Annotated in this window: 27 protein-coding genes; 17 read left to right on the top strand and 10 right to left on the bottom strand. The window is 68.3% G+C overall.

Annotated elements, in window-relative coordinates; genetic code table 11:
- Window positions 1–60 precede the first annotated feature (60 nt).
- Window positions 61–1,323, top strand: coding sequence for a hypothetical protein (locus GOARA_RS03255; protein WP_007320861.1), 1,263 nt, complete (start codon window positions 61–63; stop codon window positions 1,321–1,323).
- A 5-nt stretch (window positions 1,324–1,328) separates the two neighbouring features.
- Here GOARA_RS03255 and GOARA_RS03260 read toward each other — a convergent pair whose 3' ends face one another.
- Together GOARA_RS03260 and GOARA_RS03265 are read right to left on the bottom strand one after the other, a co-directional pair.
- On the bottom strand, window positions 1,329–2,012 hold the full coding sequence (locus GOARA_RS03260) for a hypothetical protein (RefSeq protein ID WP_007320862.1): 684 nt from the start codon (window positions 2,010–2,012) through the stop codon (window positions 1,329–1,331).
- A gap of 25 nt (window positions 2,013–2,037) precedes the next feature.
- Window positions 2,038–3,828, bottom strand: coding sequence for an acyl-CoA dehydrogenase (locus GOARA_RS03265; RefSeq protein WP_007320863.1), 1,791 nt, complete (start codon window positions 3,826–3,828; stop codon window positions 2,038–2,040).
- 52 nt (window positions 3,829–3,880) lie between these two features.
- On the opposite strand from GOARA_RS03265, the gene GOARA_RS03270 reads away from it, so the two are divergent.
- Window positions 3,881–4,522 carry a DsbA family oxidoreductase gene (locus tag GOARA_RS03270; RefSeq protein ID WP_007320864.1) on the top strand — a complete coding sequence of 214 codons (642 nt, stop codon included), beginning with the start codon at window positions 3,881–3,883 and terminating at the stop codon, window positions 4,520–4,522.
- A 19-nt stretch (window positions 4,523–4,541) separates the two neighbouring features.
- Here GOARA_RS03270 and GOARA_RS03275 read toward each other — a convergent pair whose 3' ends face one another.
- Both GOARA_RS03275 and GOARA_RS03280 read right to left on the bottom strand, forming a co-directional pair.
- Window positions 4,542–5,177 carry a hypothetical protein gene (locus GOARA_RS03275; protein ID WP_007320865.1) on the bottom strand — a complete coding sequence of 212 codons (636 nt, stop codon included), beginning with the start codon at window positions 5,175–5,177 and terminating at the stop codon, window positions 4,542–4,544.
- 4 nt (window positions 5,178–5,181) lie between these two features.
- Complete coding sequence (locus GOARA_RS03280; RefSeq protein ID WP_007320866.1) at window positions 5,182–5,790, bottom strand: phosphoribosylanthranilate isomerase; 609 nt, start codon at window positions 5,788–5,790, stop codon at window positions 5,182–5,184.
- A 62-nt stretch (window positions 5,791–5,852) separates the two neighbouring features.
- Between GOARA_RS03280 and GOARA_RS03285 the strand changes: the two genes are divergently transcribed.
- The 6 genes from GOARA_RS03285 to phoU all read left to right on the top strand — a co-directional run bounded on the left by GOARA_RS03285 (window position 5,853) and on the right by phoU (window position 10,967).
- A complete protein-coding gene (locus GOARA_RS03285; RefSeq protein WP_040521595.1) occupies window positions 5,853–6,251 on the top strand; it encodes a hypothetical protein in 399 nt (132 codons plus the stop codon).
- A 176-nt stretch (window positions 6,252–6,427) separates the two neighbouring features.
- Window positions 6,428–7,489, top strand: a complete 1,062-nt coding sequence (gene pstS, locus GOARA_RS03290; RefSeq protein ID WP_040521642.1) for a phosphate ABC transporter substrate-binding protein PstS — start codon at window positions 6,428–6,430, stop codon at window positions 7,487–7,489.
- Between the two features lie 21 nt (window positions 7,490–7,510).
- Window positions 7,511–8,542 (top strand): phosphate ABC transporter permease subunit PstC, encoded by a 1,032-nt coding sequence (gene pstC / locus GOARA_RS03295; RefSeq protein WP_040521597.1) that lies wholly within the window; start codon window positions 7,511–7,513, stop codon window positions 8,540–8,542.
- 1 nt (window position 8,543) lies between these two features.
- A complete protein-coding gene (gene pstA, locus GOARA_RS03300) occupies window positions 8,544–9,443 on the top strand; it encodes a phosphate ABC transporter permease PstA (protein ID WP_007320870.1) in 900 nt (299 codons plus the stop codon).
- A gap of 33 nt (window positions 9,444–9,476) precedes the next feature.
- The gene (gene pstB, locus GOARA_RS03305; protein ID WP_007320871.1) at window positions 9,477–10,253 is read left to right on the top strand and encodes a phosphate ABC transporter ATP-binding protein PstB; all 777 of its coding nucleotides are present in this window, start codon (window positions 9,477–9,479) and stop codon (window positions 10,251–10,253) included.
- Between the two features lie 48 nt (window positions 10,254–10,301).
- Entirely contained in the window at window positions 10,302–10,967 is a 666-nt protein-coding gene (gene phoU / locus GOARA_RS03310) for a phosphate signaling complex protein PhoU (protein ID WP_007320872.1), read from the top strand.
- 74 nt (window positions 10,968–11,041) lie between these two features.
- Here the strand turns inward: phoU and GOARA_RS03315 are convergent, their stop codons facing one another.
- Both GOARA_RS03315 and GOARA_RS03320 read right to left on the bottom strand, forming a co-directional pair.
- Window positions 11,042–12,496, bottom strand: coding sequence for a cytochrome P450 (locus GOARA_RS03315; RefSeq protein ID WP_007320873.1), 1,455 nt, complete (start codon window positions 12,494–12,496; stop codon window positions 11,042–11,044).
- Between the two features lie 26 nt (window positions 12,497–12,522).
- Window positions 12,523–12,711 carry a hypothetical protein gene (locus GOARA_RS03320; protein ID WP_007320874.1) on the bottom strand — a complete coding sequence of 63 codons (189 nt, stop codon included), beginning with the start codon at window positions 12,709–12,711 and terminating at the stop codon, window positions 12,523–12,525.
- A 177-nt stretch (window positions 12,712–12,888) separates the two neighbouring features.
- On the opposite strand from GOARA_RS03320, the gene GOARA_RS03325 reads away from it, so the two are divergent.
- Both GOARA_RS03325 and GOARA_RS03330 read left to right on the top strand, forming a co-directional pair.
- On the top strand, window positions 12,889–14,118 hold the full coding sequence (locus GOARA_RS03325; RefSeq protein ID WP_007320875.1) for a sensor histidine kinase: 1,230 nt from the start codon (window positions 12,889–12,891) through the stop codon (window positions 14,116–14,118).
- A complete protein-coding gene (locus GOARA_RS03330) occupies window positions 14,108–14,797 on the top strand; it encodes a response regulator transcription factor (protein ID WP_007320876.1) in 690 nt (229 codons plus the stop codon). Before GOARA_RS03325 ends, GOARA_RS03330 begins: the two co-directional genes overlap by 11 nt.
- 49 nt (window positions 14,798–14,846) lie before the next feature.
- Here the strand turns inward: GOARA_RS03330 and GOARA_RS03335 are convergent, their stop codons facing one another.
- Genes GOARA_RS03335 through GOARA_RS03345 form a run of 3 tightly spaced genes read right to left on the bottom strand, consistent with a single transcriptional unit; the run spans window position 14,847 to window position 17,287 of the window.
- Complete coding sequence (locus GOARA_RS03335) at window positions 14,847–15,719, bottom strand: DNA-3-methyladenine glycosylase family protein (protein ID WP_007320877.1); 873 nt, start codon at window positions 15,717–15,719, stop codon at window positions 14,847–14,849.
- Window positions 15,716–16,645, bottom strand: coding sequence for an LLM class F420-dependent oxidoreductase (locus GOARA_RS03340; RefSeq protein WP_007320878.1), 930 nt, complete (start codon window positions 16,643–16,645; stop codon window positions 15,716–15,718). Before GOARA_RS03340 ends, GOARA_RS03335 begins: the two co-directional genes overlap by 4 nt.
- 60 nt (window positions 16,646–16,705) lie before the next feature.
- On the bottom strand, window positions 16,706–17,287 hold the full coding sequence (locus tag GOARA_RS03345; protein WP_007320879.1) for a GNAT family N-acetyltransferase: 582 nt from the start codon (window positions 17,285–17,287) through the stop codon (window positions 16,706–16,708).
- 500 nt (window positions 17,288–17,787) lie between these two features.
- Here GOARA_RS03345 and GOARA_RS03350 point away from each other — a divergent pair, with 500 nt between their 5' ends.
- Complete coding sequence (locus GOARA_RS03350; RefSeq protein ID WP_007320880.1) at window positions 17,788–18,324, top strand: GNAT family N-acetyltransferase; 537 nt, start codon at window positions 17,788–17,790, stop codon at window positions 18,322–18,324.
- On the opposite strand, the gene GOARA_RS03355 is transcribed toward GOARA_RS03350, so the two are convergent.
- Window positions 18,321–19,226 carry an alpha/beta hydrolase gene (locus tag GOARA_RS03355; RefSeq protein ID WP_007320881.1) on the bottom strand — a complete coding sequence of 302 codons (906 nt, stop codon included), beginning with the start codon at window positions 19,224–19,226 and terminating at the stop codon, window positions 18,321–18,323. The genes GOARA_RS03350 and GOARA_RS03355 overlap by 4 nt on opposite strands.
- A gap of 53 nt (window positions 19,227–19,279) precedes the next feature.
- Here GOARA_RS03355 and GOARA_RS03360 point away from each other — a divergent pair, with 53 nt between their 5' ends.
- The 6 genes from GOARA_RS03360 to GOARA_RS03385 all read left to right on the top strand — a co-directional run bounded on the left by GOARA_RS03360 (window position 19,280) and on the right by GOARA_RS03385 (window position 23,927).
- Window positions 19,280–19,879 carry a TetR/AcrR family transcriptional regulator gene (locus GOARA_RS03360; RefSeq protein ID WP_138947514.1) on the top strand — a complete coding sequence of 200 codons (600 nt, stop codon included), beginning with the start codon at window positions 19,280–19,282 and terminating at the stop codon, window positions 19,877–19,879.
- 128 nt (window positions 19,880–20,007) lie between these two features.
- A complete protein-coding gene (locus GOARA_RS03365; protein ID WP_007320883.1) occupies window positions 20,008–20,709 on the top strand; it encodes a DsbA family protein in 702 nt (233 codons plus the stop codon).
- A complete protein-coding gene (locus tag GOARA_RS03370; RefSeq protein ID WP_007320884.1) occupies window positions 20,709–21,545 on the top strand; it encodes a cytochrome c biogenesis CcdA family protein in 837 nt (278 codons plus the stop codon). Before GOARA_RS03365 ends, GOARA_RS03370 begins: the two co-directional genes overlap by 1 nt.
- Window positions 21,546–21,586: 41 nt before the next feature.
- The gene (locus GOARA_RS03375) at window positions 21,587–22,120 is read left to right on the top strand and encodes a hypothetical protein (RefSeq protein WP_007320885.1); all 534 of its coding nucleotides are present in this window, start codon (window positions 21,587–21,589) and stop codon (window positions 22,118–22,120) included.
- Window positions 22,121–22,245: 125 nt separating this feature from the next.
- Window positions 22,246–22,698 (top strand): copper chaperone PCu(A)C, encoded by a 453-nt coding sequence (locus tag GOARA_RS03380; RefSeq protein WP_170265551.1) that lies wholly within the window; start codon window positions 22,246–22,248, stop codon window positions 22,696–22,698.
- On the top strand, window positions 22,695–23,927 hold the full coding sequence (locus tag GOARA_RS03385) for a Dyp-type peroxidase (RefSeq protein WP_007320887.1): 1,233 nt from the start codon (window positions 22,695–22,697) through the stop codon (window positions 23,925–23,927). The genes GOARA_RS03380 and GOARA_RS03385 overlap by 4 nt, the downstream gene beginning before the upstream one ends.
- The last annotated feature ends 4 nt before the right edge of the window (window positions 23,928–23,931 follow it).

A 23,931-nucleotide genomic window follows, 5' to 3' on the forward strand; every position in this document is an offset into this window, starting at 1 on the left:
GACCGAGCGGACGCTCGGTGGGCACCGGTGCCACGCGCCGAAACACTAGGGTTCTCGACCATGGACAGTGATCCGATTCCCCGCGTCGTCATCGCCGTCGTCGTCGGCGCGCTGGGCCTCGTGGTCGCGGCGCTCTCGTCGAACGTGGTGCTGCGGCTCGTTGCCATCGCCATCGCCGCGCTGACCGTCCTCGTCTGCCTGGGCTCGCTGCGCCGCCGGCATCGACGCGAAGCGATCTGGACGCTCGTGCTCGTGCCCGTCTTGGCGCTGCTGGTAGGCATCCCGACCGTCGTCGTGGCTGGCGCGATAAACGGATCCGCGGAGCCGCGCGTCGGTGATCCCGGCTTCACGCCGCGAACCAAGGCCGCCCCGCGGGCAGCGCCGACGACCGAACGGGTTCCGGCGAATCTCAACGCCGCATTGCGCGACGCCCCCGACCGGGCCGACCGGCTGGTGCCGAACGGGTCGGCCACCGTCTTGCGCGTCAATCTGCGTGACACGTGGATCAGCGTGGACGTGTTCGACCCGAGGACGGGCGAGGAGGTTTCCTCGTCGCGATCGACCGGAAGCGACTGGTCCGACTCACGTAAACGCCGGGCAAGCGACCGTCGCACGTTCGCGCGATCGGAAATCGCGGCGCTCGACCTCGACCGCGCTCGTGGCGAGGTGCTCGAGGTTGGCGCGAAGCTGAAGCTCGTCGACGAGTCCCCCCACGCCTCGGACGGCATCACGCTCAAGCGGAGGTATCAAGACGACAAGTTCGTCGCCGAGTACTCGATCTCGGGGAGCACGATCGAGGTCGATGACCACGGCCGGATACCCGAGACTACCGGCGCGGCGGTGCTGGAGACGATGTTGCCGGTCGCGCGAAGAGTGATGGTCGAAGCCGGTCTCGACGTGCGAGCGCCGATCATCGGACGTTTCGACTTCCGGGCTTTCGACGACGCGGCCTCCTCCGTTTCGGCCACGTCGGTGCAGAACTCGGGCGGGATCGCCATCCGCTTCGCCGGCGGCCCGATCAACGAGATCGTGATCGTGCCTGGCCAGTTCCCGATCGTCCGTCCGATCACCCGGCGCGGCGACAGCGCAGGGTTTCCGCTGGCTGCCCTGACGAGCGAGACTCTGTTGAAGGTCCGCGGCGACGTGATGGCGCGGGCCAAGGCGCCGGCCTACGACGCGGATCTCGTCGGGCTCGAAGTCGGTCCGGTGCCGGGCGCCCGGCACGACGGCGTCTTCATCCGCATGCAGGTAGGCCCGGTCTCGCACCGGACCGGCGGAATTTTCACCCTCGACGGACGCTGGATCCGCGACGGCCGGTACTGATCGCGCTATTTCTCGATCGCGCGGCGGACTTGCACGGCGAGCTCTTCCTGGATGCGTTCGGGTGCCTTGATGACGCCGCGGCCGCCGAGCGCGTCGACGGTGGACAGCACCTGCTCCAGATAGGCGGCCCGCTCGGCGCCCTCGGTGCCGTCGGCGTGCCGGAGCAGTTTGAGTGCGCGATCGCAGGCCTGCGCATCGGCGTCGGCCAGATTCGCCGTCCCCGTCGACCGCGCATAGCGGTCGGCTTTGGCCCAGTCGCTGCGCAGCATCGACACAGCGTCGACGTACTCCTGCGCGGCTTTCGGGCCGGGGTACTCGTCCGACGACAGGTTGCCGACGAGTTCCAGCGCGTCGTGGAAGTCGATGATCGGCGGTGCCGACAGATCCCACATCGCGGGGTACTGCAGCAGCATGGCCGGGTCCAGCTCGTAGGCGCCGTAGGCGGTGAGCACCACGCGGTGGTGTTCGGCGGCCCGGTCCCACTGCGCGCGGACGGGATCGGCCGGTGCGGCGGCGCGACGGTCGTCGGCCGACGATCCCAACAGCAATCCGCCGGCGGCCCCGGTCAGCAGCACCGTGCTCGCGATGAGCATCCCGACCGGGCCGAACGGGCGCCAGATCACCAGGACGATCAGGAGCACCAGATCGACGGTGACGCAGATCCTCGCGGCCAGGCCTGCCATGTTCATGCGATCAGTTCTACCCGCTACCCGCTCAGGCGGTGAACCAGGCCGGGTCGGTCTCGGCGGTCGTCTGGTCCAGCGACCGCAACAGCTCCAGCTGCGGCCCGGTCGACGGCAGCTCGAAGCGGAAGAAGTAGCGGGCCGCGGCACGCTTGCCGTCGTAGAAGTCGCCGGTGGCATCGCCGACCGCCAGCAGTTGCTCCAGCCACATCCAGGCGATCACGATGTGGCCGGCCGCCTGCAGGTAGACCGATGAATTCGTCAGTGCGACAGTCGGATCCGCGCCGGTCCACAGCTTCGCGGTGGTGGCGACCAGGTCGTCGACGGCGGTCCGCAGCGCGGCGGCGAACTCGGCCGCTTCGCCGTCGGCCGGTGCCGCGTCGATCGTCGCGGTGATCGTCTCGACGAGCAGCGCCAGGCCTGCGCCGCCGTTCATGGTCACCTTGCGGCCGAGCAGGTCAAGTCCCTGGATGCCGTTGGTGCCCTCGTGGATGGGGTTGAGTCGGTTGTCGCGGTAGCACTGCTCGACGTCGAATTCGGTGGTGTAGCCGTAGCCGCCGTGGACCTGGATCGCGAGGTTGTTCGCCTCGGTGCACCACCGCGACGGCCATGCTTTCGCGATTGGGGTCAGCAGTTCGAGCAGCGTGTGGGCGCGGTCCCGCTCGTCGCCGTCGGAGGTGCTCTCGATGTCGACGAGCCGCGAACTGTACAGTCCGAGCGCCAGCGCCCCTTCGACGTAGGACTTCTGCGCCAGCAGCATGCGCTTGACGTCGGCGTGCTCGATGATCGGACTCGGGCCGGACTGATCGGCCCGCTGCGCCGCGACGATCGACCTGCCCTGTGTGCGCACCTTCGCGTAGTCGACCGAGGCGAGGTAGCCCGCGTACCCGATGGCGGTGGCGAGGAACCCGACGCCGATGCGGGCCTCGTTCATCATGTGGAACATGTACGACAGGCCGCGGTGCTCTTCGCCGACGAGGTAGCCGATCGCGCCGGGCTCGCCCTCGTCGGGCCGGTGCGTCCCGTCGCCGAAGTTCAGCAGCGTGTTCGTCGTTCCGCGGTTGCCCATCTTGTGGTTGAGGCCGACGAGTGCGACGTCGTTGCGCGTCCCGTCGGGCAGGAACTTCGGCACGACGAACAGCGAGATGCCCTTGACGCCGGAGCCGCCGCCGGGCGCCTTGGCGAGGACGAGATGCACGATGTTGTCGGTCAGTTCGTGCTCGCCCGCGGAGATCCACATCTTGGTTCCGGTGATCCGGTAGGTCCCGTCGCCGACGGGGCGCGCCTTGGTCGTGATGTCGGCCAGCGACGAGCCGGCCTGGGGTTCGGACAGGCACATCGTGCCGGAGTAGCGGCCGGCCAGCATGGGCCGGACCCACGTGTCGATCTGCTCCTCGGTGCCGTGCGCGACGAGCAGATTGGCATTCGCGGTGGTGAGCAGTGCATACGACGAGGTGCCGGGGTTGGCGGCCTGGAACCAGGCCATCGACGCCCGGCTGATCGTCATCGGCAGGTCGAGCCCGCCCAGGTCGGCGGGGAAGGGCGCCGCGATGAGATCGGCGTCCGCGTAGGCGTCGAGCGCGGGCTTCACGTCGTCGATCAGCACGACCTTGCCGTCGTCGCCGACATACGGGGGATGCTGGTCGCCGGCCTTGTTGTGCGGAGCGAACAGCTTTTCGGCCAGCTCGGCCGAGAGGTCGAGCACGCCGTCGAATGTCTCCCTGGAGTGTGCGGAGAACCGTTCGCGCGTGGTCAGCGACGTGATGTCGAGCCATTCGTACAGGAGGAAGTCGAGGTCCCTGCGGGACAGCAGATGTGCCACCGGGCCACTCTATCGCCGGAATACCGGGCAGCCGCCAGGGGTTACCCAGGGCATGCGCGTGGAGATCTGGTCCGACATCAACTGCCCCTTCTGTTACCTGGGCACCAAGCGGTTCGCCGACGCGGTGACGCGTCACGGCGCCGATGACGTCGAGGTGGTGCACCGAAGCTTCGAACTGAACCCGGAGGCTCCGGCCGGCGAGTCGCGGCCGGTGCTTGACTATCTGGCGGAGAAATACGGAATGCCGGTCGAGCAGGCACAGGCCAACGAGCAGCGGCTCGCGGAGCAGGCGGGCGACCTCGGACTCGGCTACCAGACGCACGGCCGCGACTTCGGCAACTCGTTCGACATGCATCGACTGGTGCACTTCGCCGCGGCGCAGGGCCGCGCCCAGGAAATGCTCGACGCGTTGTTCCGGGCGAACTTCGCCGACGAGGGGTCCGCGTTCGGCGATCCCGAGCGCCTTGTCGGCATCGCGGTCGACGCCGGTTTCGACGAGACCGCCGTGCGGGCCGTCGTCGACGATCCGACGGCTTTCGCCCAGGAGGTGCGCGACGACGAGGCGCAGGCCCGCGCGCTCGGGGTGAACGGGGTGCCGTTCTTCGTCTTCGACCGTGCCTTCGCGGTGTCGGGGGCACAGCCCACCGAGGTATTCGTGTCGGCGCTGCAGCGCGCGGCGGACGCGGCCGACTAGTTCGGCTGTCTAGTTCGGGCTATCCGTATCCGGGGCCGCGCGGAGTGATCACCGCACTCGGTTTCAGGCCGCTGTCGCGCAGTTCGACGGCCGCCAGGGCGCGGATCACCGGAACGTGACCGCGGCGCCAGTCGCCCGCCGGATCGTCGGAGATGTCGTCGAGCACGGTGAGCGGCTGGGTGGTGATCGCGCGCAGCGCCAGCAGGTCGATCCCGGCCTCGGTGTCGCGGAGGCGGACGTGGGTGCTGGCGCGGCGGATGAACCGCAGGCGCAACGGGATGTACAGGGACAGCACCATGATGATCGGCACGATCGCCACCGCGATGGCCAGCCACCAGGCGAAGGTGTGGACCGCCTCGGCCTGGGTGCGCCCGGCGTCGGCGAGCGTATCCGCGGCGCCGCCCGCGCCTTCGAACGGCTTGGCCAATTTGTCGCCGACCATCGGCACGTTGTCGGCGCTGTTGCCGGCGTCGCGCAGCTTCTCGCCCATCGTGGAACCCGCGCCTTCGATCATGCGGCCGGGCACGGCGAGCTTCATCGTCACGTCGAAGACGACGGTCGCCAGCCAGATGGAGATGGCCGACCAGACCAGCACCCACAGGTCGCCGAGGATCTGACGGGTCCGGCGGGCCGGTGTGTCGGCGTAGAGCTTCATGCCGTCATGATGCCCCGGTGCCGCGTGCGGCGCCGACGAAGGCGCGGATCGCCGCGTGGTCTTTGACCCCGGGGGCCGATTCGACGCCGGAGGAGACGTCGACTCCCCACGGCCGGGCGGCGGCGATGGCGTCGGCGACGTTGCCCGGGTTCAGTCCGCCGGCGAGGATCCACCGTCCGCCGGGCTGCTCGGTCAGCGCGTCGGTGTCCCATCGCTGACCCGATCCGGGCCGGGCGGCGTCGAGGAGCAGCGCCTCCTCGCCGTACGCTCCGACCGTCAGATCGGGCTCGTCGGCGAGCGAGGTGGCCCGCCACAGTCGAGCGAGCCGAGTCTGGGCGACGGCGAAGTCGGCGGCGTCGTACCCGCCGTGTAGTTGCAGCACGTCGACGCCCAGCGCGACGGCGAGGTCGGCCGCCTCGGCGGCGGTCTTGTCGTTGACGACCAGAACGGTGTCGGCACCATCGCCCACGGCTGCGACGATCGCCCGGGCCGTCGCCAGATCGACGGCGCGCGGCGAGGTCCGATTCATCACGACGCCGATCGCGTCGACGCCGGCGTCGATGGCCACCAGCGCCGCGTCGACGGTGGTCAGCCCGCACACCTTCACGTACACGAGACGACAGCGTAATCGCGTTGTCCTGACACGCGCCGGTACGGCGGGCGATAATCGTGCGCATGGCAGATCGGGGTACGGGCGGCGACGCTCCGCGGACCGGCCGGGAACGGCTGCGCAAACTGACGCGCGCGGCGCTGACCGCCGACGAGACCGTCGACCAGGTCGAGGGCATCCTCGGCGACATGGGCGAAGTCCTCAGCGGCCTGAACGGCACCATGGGCACGCTGGAGGGCACCCTCGGCACCTTCGACTCGTCGCTGGAGAATCTGGCGACGACGATGAACCGCGTCGACGGCATGGCCGACCAGGTCGAAGACCTGATGGCGCGGCTCGAAGCGGTCGTCACGCGCGTCGAGCGGATCGTCGGAGTGGTCGATACCGCACTGGCTCCGGTGAGCGCGGTCGAGTCGGTCGGCCGCGGTGTCGCCGGGATACTGGGCCTCGGGCGCCGGGAATGATCTGAGGCGCCCCTTCCCGGGCCGCCGCGGCCGTCGTTCGCCGAACCCATCTTCGCGAATCGGACAGGCGCTATTCGCCGTTCGTTCACCTTTGCGCCCCGGCTCGTCCACTCGCGCCCCATAGCGTCCGTTCTCGACGAGCCCCGACGGTGGGCCGCCAGGACGAAAGGCCGATGGTGAAGATCGAGCGCAAGGGTGCCCGCGCGAGCGCGGCAGTGGCAGGAGTAGCCGCCGTGATGGCGGTGTCGGCGTGTGGTGGGTCGGGATCGGCCACCATCACCGGCGAAGGGTCGACGGCACAACAGAAGGCGATGGAGCACTTCAGCAACGTCTTGACCGACAAGGGCGGTGCGGTGCTCGACTACACCGGCAGCGGATCGGGTGACGGGATCAAGAAGTTCCTCGCCGGAGACGTCGACTTCGCCGGTTCGGACTCGCCGCTCAAGGAAGACGAGGCGGCCAACGCCAAGACGCGCTGCAACGGCAACGACGCCTGGCATCTGCCGTTGGTCGCCGGCCCGGTCGCACTGGCCTACAACCTCGACGGTGTGGAGAACCTGACGCTCTCGCCGACGGTCCTCGCGAAGATCTTCGACTCGAAGATCACCACCTGGAACGACCGCGAGATCGCCGCGCTCAACCCGGGCGCGAAGCTGCCGTCGTCGAGGATCGTCCCGGTGCACCGCAGCGACAGCTCCGGCACGACCGACAACTTCCAGAAGTTCTTGCAGCTCTCGGCACCCCAGGCGTGGCCGTACGAGCACTCCAAGGAGTTCAAGGGCAAGGGCGGATCGGCCGCGTCGAAGTCGACCGGTGTCGGCGACACCGTGAAGAAGACGCCGGGCGCGATCACCTACGTCGAGTGGGGCTTCGCCACCGAGAACAACCTCGGCGTCGCCGCGATCGACTTCGGGTCGGGTTCGGTGAAGCTGACCGCCGAGTCGGCGGGCAAGGCGCTCGACGCCATCGAGTTCAAGAACCCCGGCGCCAAGGACCTGGTCGTCGATGCCGACGCGCTGTTCAAGTCGAAGGCCGACGGCGCCTACCCGCTGATCCTCACGCCGTACTCGGTGGTGTGCAGCACCGGCTACTCCGACGAGGCGACGGCCCCCGCGCTGCGCGAGGCGTTCTCGACGATCCTCGCCGACGGCCAGGAAGGGCTCGGTGAGCTCGGCTACGTGCCGCTGCCCGCCGGTTACCAGGCCAAGATCAAGCCGACGATCGACGCGCTGAAGTAACCAGTGGTTGCCCCGAAGCAAATGACGACCCCATCCACGGGACGCCATCGCGCGCCCGATGACGCCAACGTCACCCCGTCGGCGTCATCGGGCGGTAAGCCTCCCGCCAACCTCACCGGTTCGGCCGCCCGCCGCCTGGGCGACGTGATCTTCCGTCGACTCGCCACCGGGTCGGGACTCCTGGTCACCCTGGTGATCGCCCTGATCGCGGCCTTCCTCATCATCTCGGCCGCACCGTCGCTCGCGGACAACGAGGCGAACTTCTTCACCTACTCGGGCGACTGGATCGTCGGCGGGGGCGAGCTGAAGTTCGGCATCCCCAAGCTCCTCTACGCGACGCTGCTCGTCTCGATCATCGCGTTGGTGATCGCGATGCCGATCGCGCTGGGCATCGCGATCTTCCTGACCGAGTACGCTCCCAAGCGTCTCATCGGTCCGGTCACCTACCTCGTTGACCTGCTGGCCGCCGTGCCCTCGATCGTCTACGGCCTCTGGGGCATCCTCGTCCTCGGGCCGGCGATGGTTCCGGTCAACAACTGGCTGGTCGCCAACCTCGGTTTTCTCCCGTTCTTCGCCGAGCCGAAGGACAACGTGACCAACATGTCGACCGGGGGCACGCTACTCACCGCCGGCATCGTGCTGGCGGTCATGATCCTGCCCATCGTCACCGCCGTCACCCGCGAGGTGTTCGTACAGACGCCGGTGGCGCACCGCGAGGCCGCCCTGGCCCTGGGCGCCACCAAGTGGGAGGTCGTGCGGACGTCGGTCCTGCCGTTCGGGTTCTCCGGCTACATCAGCGGATCCATGCTCGGCCTGGGCCGTGCCCTCGGCGAGACGATGGCCCTGTACCTGATCATCTCCAACACCGGTCCGATCGACTTCAACCTGATGGAGAGCGGCGAGACCTTCGCGACGAAGATCGCGAACAACGCCGCCGAGTTCGACACGCCCGCGAAGACCGGTGCGTTCATCTCCGCCGGCCTGGCCCTGTTCGTCCTGACGTTCCTGGTGAACGCGGCCGCGCGCGCCATCGTCGGCAGAAGGCAGGCCTGATATGACCACCGTCGAATCCGCCGGCCGCGGCACACTGCGCCGCCCCGGCTCCAGCTTCAAGCCGCTCAGCGGGCGTCGCAAAGCCGTGAACTCGGTGGCGCAAGGTGCCGTCACCCTGGCCGTCGTCATCGCGCTCATCCCGCTGGCGTGGCTGCTCATCACCCTCGTGTGGAACGGCATCGAGCCGATCCTCGACCCGGATTGGTGGTTCCGCTCCGAGCGATACGGCGGCGCGGCCAACGCGATCGTCGGCACGCTGATCCAGACGCTGCTGGCGACGATCATCTCGGTTCCGCTGGGGATCATGGTCGCGATCTACCTCGTCGAATATTCCGACGGGACATCGTTTCTGGCCCGCGCGACCACCTTCATGGTCGACATCCTCTCCGGTGTGCCATCGATCGTGGCGGCGATGTTCGTGTACGCCGTGTGGCGCACGACGCTGGGCTTGCCGCGGATGGGCTTCCTGGTCGCCGTCGCGCTCGTCTTGCTGATGATGCCGCTCGTCGTGCGCAGCACCGAGGAGATGCTCAAGATCGTGCCGCAGGATCTGCGCGAGGCCTCCTACGCGCTGGGTGTGCCGAAGTGGAAGACGATCGTGCGGATCGTGCTCCCGACCGCGCTGTCGGGCATCGTGACCGGGGTGATGCTCGCCGTCGCCCGAGTGATGGGCGAATCGGCGCCGGTGCTGATCCTCGTCGGCGCGACGAGAGCGATGAACTGGAATCCGTTCGCGGGCAACCAGGAGTCGCTGCCGCTGATGATGGTGCAGCAGTACGGGCAGGGGCCGAGTGCCTTCGACAAGGTGTGGGGCGCCGCCCTGACCCTGGTCCTGCTCGTCGCGATCGTCTACGTCGGCGCCAAAGTCGTGTCCAAGGTCTTCGCGCCTAAGAAATCCTAGACCTCCCCACTTTCCCTCAAAGGACGAAATCACATGGCCAAGCGCCTCGATATCACCGATCTGAATGTGTACTACAGCAAGTTCCTCGCCGTGAAGGACGTGTCGCTGAAGGTTCCGCCCCGCAGCGTCACTGCCTTCATCGGACCGTCGGGCTGCGGCAAGTCGACGGTGCTGCGCACCCTCAACCGCATGCACGAGGTCACGCCGGGCGCCTACGCGACCGGCCACGTCCTGCTCGACGGCGAGGACATCTACGGCAAGGCCATCGACCCGGTGAGCGTGCGCTCCACCATCGGCATGGTCTTTCAGCGGCCCAACCCGTTCCCGACGATGTCGATCCGCGACAACGTCGTCGCCGGCCTCAAGCTGCAGGGCGAGCGCAGCGGCAAGAAGCTCGACGAGGTCGCCGAACGCAGCCTGCGCGGCGCCAACCTGTGGGACGAGGTGAAGGATCGCCTCGACAAGCCGGGCGGCGGCCTGTCCGGCGGTCAGCAGCAGCGGCTGTGCATCGCGCGGGCCATCGCCGTCCAGCCGGACGTCCTGCTGATGGACGAGCCGTGCTCGGCGCTCGACCCCATCTCGACGCTGGCGATCGAGGATCTGATCGGCGAGCTGAAGAAGGATTTCACCATCGTCATCGTTACGCACAACATGCAGCAGGCGGCCCGAGTGAGCGATCAGACCGCGTTCTTCAACCTCGAGGGCGTCGGGCAGCCGGGGCAGTTGGTGGAGTTCAACGACACCGAGACCATGTTCTCCAACCCGGACAAGAAGGAAACCGAGGACTACATCTCCGGCCGGTTCGGCTGATCTCCGCCCCGTCTATCCCTAACGGACTTCCAGAAAGCAGGCATACCAGTGCGTTCCGCCTACCACGAACAACTCGAGATCCTGAACAGGACTCTCGGCGAGATGTGTGAGCTCTCCGGGCTCACCATGGAGCACGCCACCAGGGCGCTGCTGCAGGCCGACCTCGAGGTCGCCGAGAAGATCATCGAGGACCGTGAGCGCATGACGGTTCTCACCGCCGATGCCGAAGACCAGGCGTTCAAGCTGCTGGCGCTGCAGGCGCCGGTCGCCGGCGAACTGCGCGAAGTGGTCACCGGATTCCAGATCGCCGCCGACATCGACCGGATGTACGCACTCGCGCTGCACGTCGCGAAGGTCGCGCGTCTGCGCCATCCCGAGCCGGCGCTGCCCGAGGAGGTTCGCGGCTACTTCGCCGAGATGGGCCGGCTCGCCGTGCGGCTGGCGCAGGGGGCCCGCGAGGTGCTGAGCACGCTCGACCCCAAGGCCGCCCTCGCGCTGGGCGTCGACGACGATGCGATGGACGACCTGCACCGCCATCTGTTCAGCGTGCTGATGGACCGCGAGTGGCCGCACGGCGTCGCGGCTGCCGTCGACGTCACCCTGCTCGGCCGGTACTACGAGCGTTTCGCCGACCACGCCGTCGCGATCGGCCGGCGGGTCGTCTTCCAGGCGACGGGCAAAACGCCCGAGCAGTTCGCCGACGCCGAGCAGTAGGCCGCCGATCCAGCATCGTTTCGCCAGTCCTACACCGATCGACGGTGGACGGGCGAAACTATGCGGGATGCGGGCTAGCGGATCGCGTCGGCGACGACGATGCCGCCGCGGCCCGGAATCATCGTGACGTTGCGGTGCCGTGGCTTCTCCGGCGCGCGGTCGTGCGTGCGGAGTTCGACTCGACGCAGGATGGCGCCCACGACCGTCTGCAATTCGGCGACGGCCAGCGGTGCGCCCAGGCAGCGCCGGATGCCGCCGCCGAACGGCATCAGCTCGTACGGATTGATCCGCACGCCGAGGAATCGCTCCGGCTGGAAGGCGAACGGCTGCGGGTAGAGGTCGTCGCGGTGGTGGAGTAGCAGAATGCTGACCAACGCGGTGATTCCGTCGCCCGGTCGCGCGTCGATGTGGGTGTCGTCGAAATCGAACGGGCCGAACAGTTCCCGCGCCACGATCGGCACCACCGGGCGTGTGCGCATCGATTCGTTGACCAGTGCCTCGACGTAGGCCTCGTCGTCGGCTCGTGCCGCTCGCTGTGCGCGCCGGTAGACCTCCGGATTGCGCGTGAGCCGCTCGAAGGTCCACGCCACGGTGTTCGCGGTCGTCTCGTGCCCGGCGAGGACTAGCGTCATCAGTTCGTCGCGGATCTCGCTGTCGGGTAGCAGGTTGCCCTCGGTGTCGCGCGCTTGCAGCAGCAGCGACATGATGTCGTCGCGCATCCCCGATTCACCCGCGGCGCGGCGTTCGTCGAGGACCCGGTAGACGGTGCGGTCGACAGCGGCCAGGACGAGCTTGAGCAACCCGACCGGGTCTTCGCGGCGCGAGTTGGCCAGCTGGGTGACGGTGGCCATCGGCGTGGTCGACAGCCGCAGCAGGCGCAGTATCGCCGTGCGCATGGCTCGTTCGGCGTCGGTCGTGTCGCGCGGGTCGGGGAGACCGAAGACGGCCGACATGATGACGTCGAGCGTGATCTGCTGGGCGATGTCGGCCAGCGCGACCGGCTTGCCGATCGGCCAGGTCCGCAGGCCGTCGTCGGTGGCGCGTTCGATGCTGGCCTGGTAGTTCGCGACGGCCTTGCCGTGGAACCGGGGCAGCAGCAGCGCCCGCTGCTGGCGGTGCCGTTCGCCGACGGAGGTGAGAACCGAATCCGGGCCGACGATCGGCGCGAGCGGCGACTGGTGCGTCGCCGAGGGGGCGATCGACTCGTCGGCGGTCATGATCGCCTTCACGTGGGCGGGATCGGTCAGCACGATCACCGGCCCCGGCCCGCCGCGCAGCCGGTAGCGCAGCACGCGGCCGCCCGGCGTCCCCGCTGCGCGCGCCGCGTCGCCGAACAGTAGGTCGCCTTGCCGGGTCACGAACTCCAGTGACGTCGAGAATTCGCCCAGCGGGTGAAAACGTTGCTGTCGCACGAGGGCGATCGGTCCGGGTGCTTCGCCCGGTGCGCCGATGCCCGAGCGGGCGTGCGGCGGGGCCAGGTACCAATGGCGGATACCGACGGTCGACGATGCGGTGAGCGTGCTGGTCATGCGAATCCTCCCCGTTGGCCAGCGTATTACGCCGCGCGGTGTCGCGGGCCGGCTTCGACGGCCTGTCGGGCCTCCTTGCGGCGGCGCTCCAGCTTCAGTTCGCGGTCGTGGAGCGCGTCGGAGAATTCGCGACCCCGGAAGTCGAGCCCGTTGGGGTTGCGCATCAGCAGATAGAGGATCTCGCCGATGATCGCGGCGATGACGAGATACAGCATGGCGTGCTCCTTTTGCCCGGTGCCCGGTGGTGGTCGCCGGGTCTGACATCCACGCTATGGATCTCGTCGGCGCAGATCAGCGGGCTACGGGACGATCCTCGGCGCCGTCCGTGGGAGGAGGAACAATCCTCCCGAGGGCGGAGGTTCTGGCCCCTGGACAGGACTACGATCTCAAGGATGGGCTGGCTGTTGGAACGCTATCGGCACATGTTTGCGCTGATGGGCTACCACTATCCGCCGCACTACATGCTCATTGCCGAGGCGGGGCAAGTGCTCTTCTGCTCGTTCGCCGTCGGGCAGCGCGTCGCCCTGGGAGTGTCCGGTTGGCAAGCGCTGATCGTCGCGGCGGCGGCCGTGCTGGGACTCGCGCCGACGGTGGCCTTGCTTTTCAAGATGAACCGCCCGCTGCTGCCGCTGCTGCCGGCGCACTACATCGGGACGGTCGCGTTGTTCTGGCTGGTTCCCGTTCACGGCGACGTCGCTCCACTGATCCTCGTGCTCGGCGCGACCACGGCAGCGGCGGTGACGACTTTTCGTCAGTCGTGCGTCTATGTCCTGCTGTTCGCGACGGCGGCCGCGGTGGGAACGATCACCGGCGTCGCCGAGCAGGGGTGGCTGATCGTCCTGATGGTCGGGTTCGGCGGATGCGTCGGCCAGCTGCTGCAACAGCAGCTGCGGGCCATGGAGGCCGAGCACCGGGAACATGAGCGCCAGCAGATCGTCGAGCGGGCGGGCATCGCCGGCGAGGTGCACGACGTGGTCGCGCACTCGTTGAGCATCGTGCTGCTCAACGTCACGGCGGCGCGCCGCTCCCTGGAGGCGGGCCGCGGTACCGGCGGCGGTGCGGACGCCGGCGACGTCGACGATGCTCTCGACGCGCTGCGGGACGCCGAAGCGCAAGGTCGGGAAGCGATGGGCGACGTACGGCGCACGATCGAGTTGCTCCGCAGCGACGGCTCGCCCGACACGCCGCAACCCGGTCTCGCCGATATCGACGGCTTGGTCGCCGGGTTTCGCAGGGCGGGTTCCCAGATCGATTGGAAGTTCCGCCTGCCCGGCGAGAAGCTGTCCAGCGCAACCGAACTCGCCGTCTACCGGGTGGTGCAAGAGTCGTTGTCCAATGCCTCGCGACACGCTCCCGGCGCGGCGGTGGCGGTCGAGGCCGGCCCCTCGAGGGCCGGCGGTTACACCGTGCAGGTCAGCAATCCGATCGGCGTCGGGGGCCGGGCGGGCAAGGTCGGGTCGGGTTTGGGGATCGCGGGGATGACCTCGCGGGTGGAGAATCTCGGTGGCGGGTTTAGTGCCGGCGCTGTGGGGAACCGGTGGGTGGTGAACGCGCGCTTCGGCGCGTCGACCGATGAGCCCGCGGCGACCTGCCTGATCGAGGAGGTCATTCGTGGACGGTGAAGTGATCCGGGTCGTCCTCGTCGACGACCAGGAGCTGGTGCGATCCGGTCTGCGACGGATCTTGCGGCGGCGAGACGGCTTCGAGATCGTCGCCGAGTGCGGTGACGGCGATGAGGTGCCCGCGACAGTCGCGGCGTCGGATCCCGACGTCGTGGTGATGGACCTGCGGATGAAGCGGGTCAGCGGAATGGCGGCCACCCGAGCGCTGCGGGCCGCGGATTCGCCGGATCGGCCCGGCCCTCCGGTCCTCGTTCTCACCACCTTCCGCGACGAGGAGTTGCTATCGGAGGCGTTGCGGGCGGGTGCGGCCGGCTTCGTGCTGAAGGACTCGCCCGCCGAAGAACTCATTCGCGCAGTGCGACTGGTGGCTGCGGGCGAGGCGGTGCTCGACCCGGCGGTGACCGGGCGGGTGCTCGACACGTACCGGTCGTCGAGCCCGCCGCCGAGTGGTGACGGCGCCAAGGCGCTGGACCGCCTGACGGCTCGCGAACGGACCGTGCTGGAACTGATCGGGCGGGGTCTGACCAACGACGAGATCGCGGCCGAACTGGTGATCTCCGTCGTCACGGTGAAGAGCCACGTCGGGAAGATCTTCCGGGCGCTGGGCGTTCGCGACCGGGCCGCCGCGGTGGTGTTCGCTTTCGATCACGGCGTGGTGTCGCCGCGCACCCGGCGCTGACTGACTCCCGCTGACTGGGCTTCTTTCGGGCGGGTGGCTGGCGTTGCGCTCAGAGGGAGCGGTAGTCGCGCACCGGCATGCGCGGTCCGCGCCGCGCCGGGCGGACGCCGTAGAGTTCGCAGAGCCGCACTACCCGGCCGCGCTGACCGGCGAACGGTTCGAGCAGTGCGAGCATGCCGGCGTCATCGACGGGTTCGCCGATGAGGGTGTGTCCGACGACCGTCGGGAGGTGGTAGTCGCCGACGGGGACGGCGTCGGGATCGCCGATGGCCCGTCGGCGCACCTCGGCCGCGGTCCACGGTCCGACGCCGCGCAGCGACGTGAGGTGGTCGACACCGCGCTCCACGTCCATCGCGGAGGCGCGCACGATGGTTCGCATCCGCACCGGCTCCGCGCCGCTGCGGTGCCATTCCCATGACGGGATTGCCGCCCAGTCGGCTCGTCGGGGCGGGACGCGCAGCGAGGGGTCCGGCCCGGGTGCCGGTTCTCCGTGGCGACGCAGGAGGTAGCGCCACGCCCGCCAGGCTTCGGTGCCGAGCACTTTCTGTTCGAGTACCGCGGGGACGAATGCCTCCCAGACGCGGTTCGACCGGCCCAGCCGCATGCCGCGCGCCCGGCGCTGCATTTCCTGGACCACCGGGTTGTCGGTGACGAGGGCATCCGGATCGTCGGATGCGCCGAGGAAGTCGGGGAATGTATCGATCAGCCACGTCGCCCCCGGCCCCCACGCGTCCGCTTCCATGCTTCCGCCGCGCGAACGCAGGCGCAGGGTGCCCGGGCCGTCGGGCGTGTGCGACGCGCGCCAGAGCGTTCCGTCGCGGTCGAAGCGCATCGCCGGGTCGCCGCTGCCGCGGCGGTGCTGGCCCACCGTCGCCGCGACATCCACCGGGAATGCCGGTGTCCAGGTGCGGGTGACGGTCACTGGAGTTGGGGCGCGACTTCCTCGGCGACGAGGTCCAGGTGATCGAGGTCTGCCAGGTCGAGGACCTGCAGGTAGATCCTTGTCGCACCGGTGTCCCGATATCTGGCGATGGCGGCCACCGCCTCGTCGACGGTTCCCGCGGCGCCGTTGGCGCGGAGATCGTCGACGTCGCGTCCGATGGCCGCGGCGCGGCGTCGGAACTCCTCTTCGTCGCGACCGCAGCAGACGACCAGACCGACGGACCGTAGGACGCTACCGGGGTCGCGGTCGATCGCCTCGCATGCCGCGGCAACGCGGTCGTACTGGCGCTCGACCACGTCGATCGTCTGGAAAGCGACGTTGAACTCGGCGGCGTATCTGGCGGCGAGGGCCGGGGTGCGAGTCTTGCCTTGGCCGCCGATGATGATCGGCGGCGGTGACTGGACGGGCTTCGGGAGCGCGGGGGAGTCGGACAGCGTGTAGTGCTGGCCGTCGAACGAGAACCGCTCGTCGCCGGGTGTCTGCCATAGGCCGGTGATGATCGCCAGTTGTTCCTCGAGCCGGTCGAAGCGTTCGCGAACCGGCGGGAACGGGATGCCGTACGCCTTGTGCTCGTCGTCGAACCATCCGGCGCCTAGTCCGAGTTCTACGCGTCCGCCGCTCATCTGGTCGACTTGGGCGACGGAGATGGCAAGAGGTCCGGGCAGGCGGAAAGTGGCCGAGGTGACGAGCGTGCCGAGTCGCACGCGCGACGTGTCGCGGGCCAGGGCGGCCAACGTCAGCCACGCGTCGGTGGGCCCCGGAAGTCCGGAGACGCCGCCCATCTTGAGGTAGTGGTCGGAGCGGAAGAAGCCGTCGAAGCCGAGCTTCTCGGTGCGTTGCGCGACCGCGAGCAGATCGTCGTAGGTGGCGCCTTGCTGGGGTTCGGTGAAGATGCGGAAGTCCACGCATCCACCGTAGCCCGCTGACCGGAATGCTTCAGCTGAGCCGGAAAGCGTCAGCGAAGCTCATGCCACCTCGTCGGCCGGTGCCGGGCGGTACATCGGCCAGATCGGTGGCCCGCCCATCGGCAGCACGACCTCATCGACCACCTGGAAGCCGAAACGCTCGTACAGGGGGAGGTTCGCGCGGTTCGAACTCTCCAAGTAGGCGGGGACGTCGATCTGGTCGAGGCGGTGGCGCAGCAGGGTGCTGCCGATGCCGCGGCCCGCTTCGACGGCGCCGATGGTCGAGAGATACCAGTGGGGTTCCGTCGGCCGCAGTTTCGGGAACATGTCGTCGACAATCGCTCCGCGCCGGATCCTGGTGCGAAACACGTTGAGCGCCTGGAAGGTTGCCGTCCATCGGTTGATGCTCGGACGATAGCCGGGTGGGTCCCACACGGCCGCGCCAACCGCTGTGCCGGTGTCGTCGAGGAGGAGGTCGGAGGAGCCGGGCGCGCGGTGATAGGCGCCGACGAATCGGAACATCGCCTCGTCGCGGCCGGGATCGTCGACCAGCCAACGGATCATCGGATCATCGCGAAACGCCTGAGCGAGGACGCGGTAAGAGTCGTCGCGGTTGCTGTCGTCGAGCGACACGATCGGCATGGTTCTCACGTTAGTGGGAGGTCGGGCCGGCCGCACTGGTTGTGCGGCCGGCCTGACATGAGTCCTCAAACAACGTGTGCGGTCCTCAGGGATGCGGGTCTGGGTTGTTGGGTGCGGGGTGATCTCGATACACCGCCTCGCAGGCTCGGCGGCACTCGATCACCCAATAGGGCCGGATCGCTTGATTGGGTGGTCGAGTGAATCCCGAGCTTGCGAGGGATTTGTATCGAGACCACGGCGAGCGGGTCGGGATGGTTGTTGGGTGGTCGAGTGGCCGCGACGGAGGAGCGGGTGTATCGAGACCTGCGGGTTGATCTCGATACGCCGCCTCGCAGGCTCGGCGGCACTCGATCACCCAAAAGGGGACTCGATCACCCAAAGGGCACTCGATCACCAAAGGGGACTCGATCACCGAGATTGGGCGCTGACGGGAGCTTGATCGCTCAGGAGTTTCGACGCGTCGCCGTGCGGCGCGTCCGGCTTCGCCGATAATTGGGTCCATGCCGGCGCGAAACGATGTGGTCCTGCGCCCTGCGAGAGTCGAGGATGTCCCTCAACTTCGAGCGTGGGACCGAGAACCTCACGTCATCGCTTGCACGACCGATGATCCGGCCGCGACGACGGCCTTCGACGGTATCGACTGGGTCGACGAGATCGAGTCCGCGAGCGACGTCAGCTACCACTTGATCGCCGAGGTCGGCGGACGCCCGATCGGCGCGATGCAGGTCATCGACCCACAGCGCGAACCGACACATTACTGGGGCGATGTCGGCCCGAATCTGCGCGCTGTCGATATCTGGATCGGCGAGACGGATGCGCTCAACCACGGCTACGGCACGCAGATGATGACGCAGGTCATCGACGAGGCGTTCGCGGATCCGGCGATCGAGGCGATCATCATCGACCCGCTCAACTCGAACACCGACGCCCACCGCTTCTATCAGCGTCTCGGCTTCCGGCCCGTCGGCCGCCAAGTCTTCGACGGCGACGATTGCCTGGTGCACCGCCTCGACCGTGACGACTGGGCCTCGCGCTAACGGAGTTCCAGATCGACGGCTTCCCGCAACGCGGTCTCCAACTGATCGAGACCCGGCTGCTCGGCGGGGAAGTGGCCGCAGTTCTCCAGCATGACGTCCCTGGTCGGCGCTGCCACGCGGTCGAGGAATCGCAGACTCAGCTCGGGCGGCGTCCACGAATCGGCCGCGGGGTGGACGAGCAGGACCGGCGTATCGGTGAAACTCTCCGGTGCCGCGTGCGAGTAGTTCATGTAGCTCGACAGCCAGCCGATCGGCACTCGGACCCCGGCGCCGAGCGGGTCGTCCATGCACGCTCGTGACAACGCGGGGTTCCGGCTCATCGCGGCGGTATCGGCCATCCACGAGATCGGTACCGACAGTCCGCCCGCCACCGTCGACATCGCCCGCAACGTCACCGGCGCCGAGCGGCCCATCCAGGAGAACCGGGACGCGGCCGCGCGTGCCGCGGGGTCGCTCGGGTCGAGCAGACAGGTGGCGATCACCATCGAGACCGAGCCCGACCGGGCGGCGAGTTCGTAGCCGAGCATCCCGCCCATACTGGCCCCGAACACGACCAGCGGCCGTCCGTCGTCCTCGGCCGTGGCGAAATCGCAGAGCAGGTCGATCCAATCGTGGTACCGGACCGCAGAGCGCCGCGGCACTTCCGTGCGGCCGTACAACGGAAGGTCGATCGCGGCGACGTCGACTCCCTCGTCGGCGACCAACGACGCCAACGGCCAGACGAGAGCGCTGTGCCCGCCCCCGCCGTGCAGGGCGAGCACCCGGACGGGGGACTCGGGTCGCCGCGCCCGCGCGACGTGGACATTCATGTCGCGCCAGTTCCACCACGTCGACTCCGGGCCGACGGTGATCCGGTCGCGGAACTCGGCCGGTAGGAATTCTGCATATCCTCGGTAATCCATACCCATTATCCTGCGAAGATGCCGACCCGCCGACAACTCGCATTCGGGTGTCGATGAGTACCGCCCGCAAACACCCGTCCCAGCAGCGCTCTCGCGAAATGGTCGAGTGGATCGTCGAGGCGGCTGCTCGCGTTTTCGAACGGGAGGGTATCGACGCGACGACCAATCGCATCGCCGAGGAGGCGGGTGTGTCGATCGGATCGCTCTACCAATACTTCCCGGACAAGCACGCGTTGCTCGACGAATTGGCGATGAGGCACATCGACGAAGCGGAGGCAGCGCTGGTGTCGGTCTGGGGCGACACCGACAACGGCGGCGACGACCGCGACGTACGCGGCCTCGTCGAACGGCTGGTTGCCGAGACCGCCCGCCTGCATGAGGACGACGGCCCGCTGCATCGGGTGATGAGGGTCCACGCCGGGCGTTCGGCCGAGGTGGCCGACGCGTTCGCCCGGGTCGTCGCCGACTTGACCGACCGGGTCGAGAAAGCGCTGGCGGACCGCGAAATCGACGACGCGGACGGGCGCGCTCGGCTCATCGTCGCCACCATCGACGCCCAGGTGCACGGCGTTCTTGCCGGTGGAGACGCCGAGCGCCGCGCCGACCGGCTGCGGCTCGTCGTCGACCAGGTGATGGCGGTAGTCGACGGCTAGCCAAGATGTGGCTCCCCGACGGGAGGCCCCGATTGGCGTCGCGACTCGATTCCCGATAGATGTGGGGTATGGGCGATTCCGCGAGTTCTTCGTCGAGCCGGACCGATCAGACATCGCGGAAGCGACTCGTGATCATCCTTGTCGTGGTGGTGGCGGTGTTCGCCGCGCTGGTCGGCATCGCGCAACTGACGGCGAAAGACTCACCGACCGCCGACGACGAGCCGGCGGCACAGCCGTCGACCTCGGCGACAACTAAGGTCCCGCGGCGCCCCGACGAACTAGCTGTCGTGCGGCGCGACTCCGGCGACCCGATGGCGATGGGCGACGTCAACGCGCCGGTCGTGCTCGTCAACTGGACCGACCTTCGCTGCCCCTACTGCGCGGTGTTTCACCGCGAGGTGCTTCCCGTCATCGAGACCGAATACATCAAGACCGGGAAGGTGCGCCTGGAGGTGAACGATGTCGCCTTCTTCGGTGAGCAGTCGGAGAAGGCGGCGGTCGCGGCGCTGGCGGCGGCCGATCAGGGCAAGTACTTCGAATTCACGAAAGCCGTCTATGCCGAGGCGCCGCAGAAGGGACATCCCGACCTGCCGCGCGACCGATTGCTCTACTTCGCGAAGAAAGCCGGGGTGCCCGACCTCGCGCGCTTCGGCAAGGACCTTGATCGCGAGGACCTGCTGGTCAAGGTGCAGGAGACCACCGCGGCAGCGCAGGGTATGAGCGTGCCGAGCGTGCCGTTCTTCGTCGTCGGCACGAGTGCGCTGGCCGGCGCCCAGCCGGTCGAGACCTTCCGCGCCTACCTCGACGACGTGATCAAGAACGCGCGCTGATGGAACTCGGCCTGCTCGGCGCCTTCCTCGGTGGCGTCCTGACCCTGCTGAGTCCGTGCTCGGTGATGCTGATGCCCGCCTTCTTCTCGTTCGCCTTCACCAGTCCGGGTGCGCTGATCGCCAGGACGGGAGTGTTCTACCTGGGCCTCATCACGACGCTGGTCCCGTTGGGCATCCTCGCCGGTTCGCTGGGAGCCTTCGTGAATCAGCACCGTGCGACCTTCGTGACGGTGGCCGCGTGGATCGTCATCGCACTTGGCGTCGTGATGGTCGCGGGGATCCCGCTGCCGACGCTGTCGCGGACCAGTACGGCGTCGGGCACGTCGACGGCCGCGGTCTACGCGCTGGGCACGGTCTACGGACTTGCCGGAGTGTGCGCCGGGCCGCTCCTCGGCGCGGCGCTGACCTACGCCGCGCTCGGCGGCAATGCGGCGCTCGGCGGTATCACGCTTCTCGTCTTCGCCGCCGGGATGGTCGTTCCGCTGTTGATCTTGGCGTTCGCCTGGGACCGGCTGCCCGCCGTCCAGCGGCTCGTACGTCCGCGCGAAGTCTCGATCGGATCGTGGCGCAACACCTGGACGATGATCGTCGGCGGCCTGCTGACGATCGGGGTCGGCGTTCTCCTGCTCCTCACCGACGGCACCGCATCGCTCGGTGGTCTGGTCGGCGCGACGGACCAGTTCCGGCTGGAGTCGTGGATCATGCGTACGACGTCGGGGGTGCCGAATGCTTTAGTTGTCGTCGTCGCACTGGCGATCGCGGCGGCCGGATGGTCGGTCGGGTACCTGGGTCGCCGGGCGCCGCGGGGCGACAAGCCCGGTTCGCCGAGGACCTAGGACACCACCAAGATAACTACGCAGCGTAGTAGCATGAGGTCGTGCTCGTGCGCGCGAACAGCCTGTTCGCCGGTATCGCCTCGTTTGTTCTCGGCACCGGCGCGCACACGGCTGCCGGGGCCGTCTCCCCGGACGCCCGCCAGCTGACTCTGCTGGCGATGATCGCCGGTGTTGTTTCGATGATCCGAGCGGGGCACGCCATCGCGGAGCAGCGAGAGCACAGCACTGGCCGACTGACCAGCAGCTGGAAGTCGGTAGTTCTGGTGCTGGTCGGTGGCCAGTTGGCCGCCCATATCGTCCTGTCCGTCCTAGCCGCCCCCGGCGGCCACCACGACGTGAGCAGTCTCGCGATGGTCGGCTGGCATGCAGCGGCCATGCCTGCGGCAGCTGTGCTGCTGGTCTCGGCATCGTGGCTGTTGAGAGTGCTGACTTCGACACTTCGCGTTATCGGGCGGCCAACGCGTTTGGGTGCGAATCCGACTCGCCCAGCGGTGCCGACCCGCAAGGATCACGCGCTTCACGGCCTCGCGCCACAGCTTTCGGTGGGGAGGCGGGCTCCGCCGCTCGTCGGCTGACCTCGCACTTCTTCTCGCCCGTCCTGCAGTGAAGCAGGCGGGTCTTCCCCTATGTCCGAAAAGAGAGAAAAACCATGAGAGTTCCGTTTGCCCGTTTAGTGGCCACCGTCGCTGGTTGTGCATTGATGCTGACGGCCGTCGCGTGCTCCAATGCCGACCAGAGCGCTGTCACGACCGGTCCGCGCACCCCGCTGGTTCTGACCGAGCAGTGGGTGAAAGCGGCACCGCAGAGCGACCATATGTCGGCGTTGTTCGGCACCCTGACCAATGAGTCTGACGACGAGGTTCGCGTCGTATCCGGAAGTACCTCCGTCGCGAAGAAGGTCGAGATGCACGAGATCGTCGAGCAGGGCGGACAGACTGTGATGCGCGAGGTCGACGGCGGGTTCGTCGTCCCCGCCCGCGGCCGCCTCGAACTGAAGCCGGGGGCCAACCACATCATGCTGATGGGGCTTAGGCAGTCGATCGCCGCGGGCCAGGCGGTCACCATCGAGTTGCGTACGACCGACGGGGCGCACCTCACGGTGACCGCGCTGGCTCGGGACTTCGCCGGCAATCAGGAGGAGTATCAGCCATGACCGGCCCGCGTGAGTCGGGTCGGCTCTCGCGCCGCGGATTCCTGGCCGGGACTGCCGGAACGGTGGGTCTAGGCCTCGGTGCTGCGGCTACCGGATTCGGCGTGGGGCGCTCGTCGCCCTACGTCGAATCGGCTGGGCAGACCGTCGACTTCTACGGCCGCCATCAGGCCGGCATCGTCACCACTCCGGCCGCACATGCCAACTACATCGGGCTGGACCTGGTCGATCCCGTTGATTCGGTGGCGCTGGGCGGGGTGCTCAGACTCTGGACCCAGGACGCGGCCCGGCTGACGCAAGGCGAGCCGGGGTTGGCCGATCCAGAACCTGAACTGGCGGTGATGCCGTCGCGGTTGACCGTGACCATCGGGATGGGTCCCCGGCCTTTCGAAGGGCCAGCGTTGGCGGCCAAGCGCCCGTCATGGCTCAAGCCGCTGCCCACGTTCTCGATAGACAGGCTGGAGAAACGGTGGGGACAGACCGATCTGCTGTTGCTGATCGCCTCCGACGACCCGGTCGCGCTGGCGCACGCGACGAGAATCCTGACCGCGTCCGTGCGGACTGTGACCCGGGTGAACTGGGTGCAGCAAGGATTTCGCACCGCGCGGGGAACGCAGCCGGTCACCCATACGCAGCGTAATCTGTTCGGCCAGCTCGACGGCACGGTGCAGCCCGCCGAGAGCGTCTACGACGCCTTGATCTGGAATGACGGTACCGAGCAGCCCTGGCTGACCGGGGGGTCGTCGATGGTCCTGCGTCGTATCTCGATGCACATGGACACGTGGGAGGAGCTCGACCGCGGGAACCGCGAGTTGGTCGTCGGCCGCAAGCTGGACACCGGCGCGCCGTTGACCGGCGAACGAGAACACGATGAACCCGACTTCGCCAAGACACGCAACGGGCTGCCGGTGATTCCGGCATCGTCGCACATTGCGCGTGCCCACCGCAGGGCCGAGCACGAACAGTTTCTGCGGCGCGCCTACAACTACGATCTGGCGCCCGCCGCCGGGCTGCCCGGGACCGAAGCGGACACCTCGAACAGCGGGTTGATCTTCTCGACCGTCCAACGCGATCCGGTGCGGCAGTTCGTTCCGGTGCAGGCGCGCCTGGCCGAGCACGACGACCTCAATGTGTGGACAACGCCGATCGGGTCGGCTGTCTACGCGCTACTCCCGGGTGCTATGCCGGGGGCTCCGCTCGGATCGTCGCTGCTTGGCGCCGAGGCCGGTTAAGCAC

The organism is Gordonia araii NBRC 100433, assembly GCF_000241265.1.
Taxonomy (GTDB): Bacteria; Actinomycetota; Actinomycetes; order Mycobacteriales; family Mycobacteriaceae; genus Gordonia; species Gordonia araii.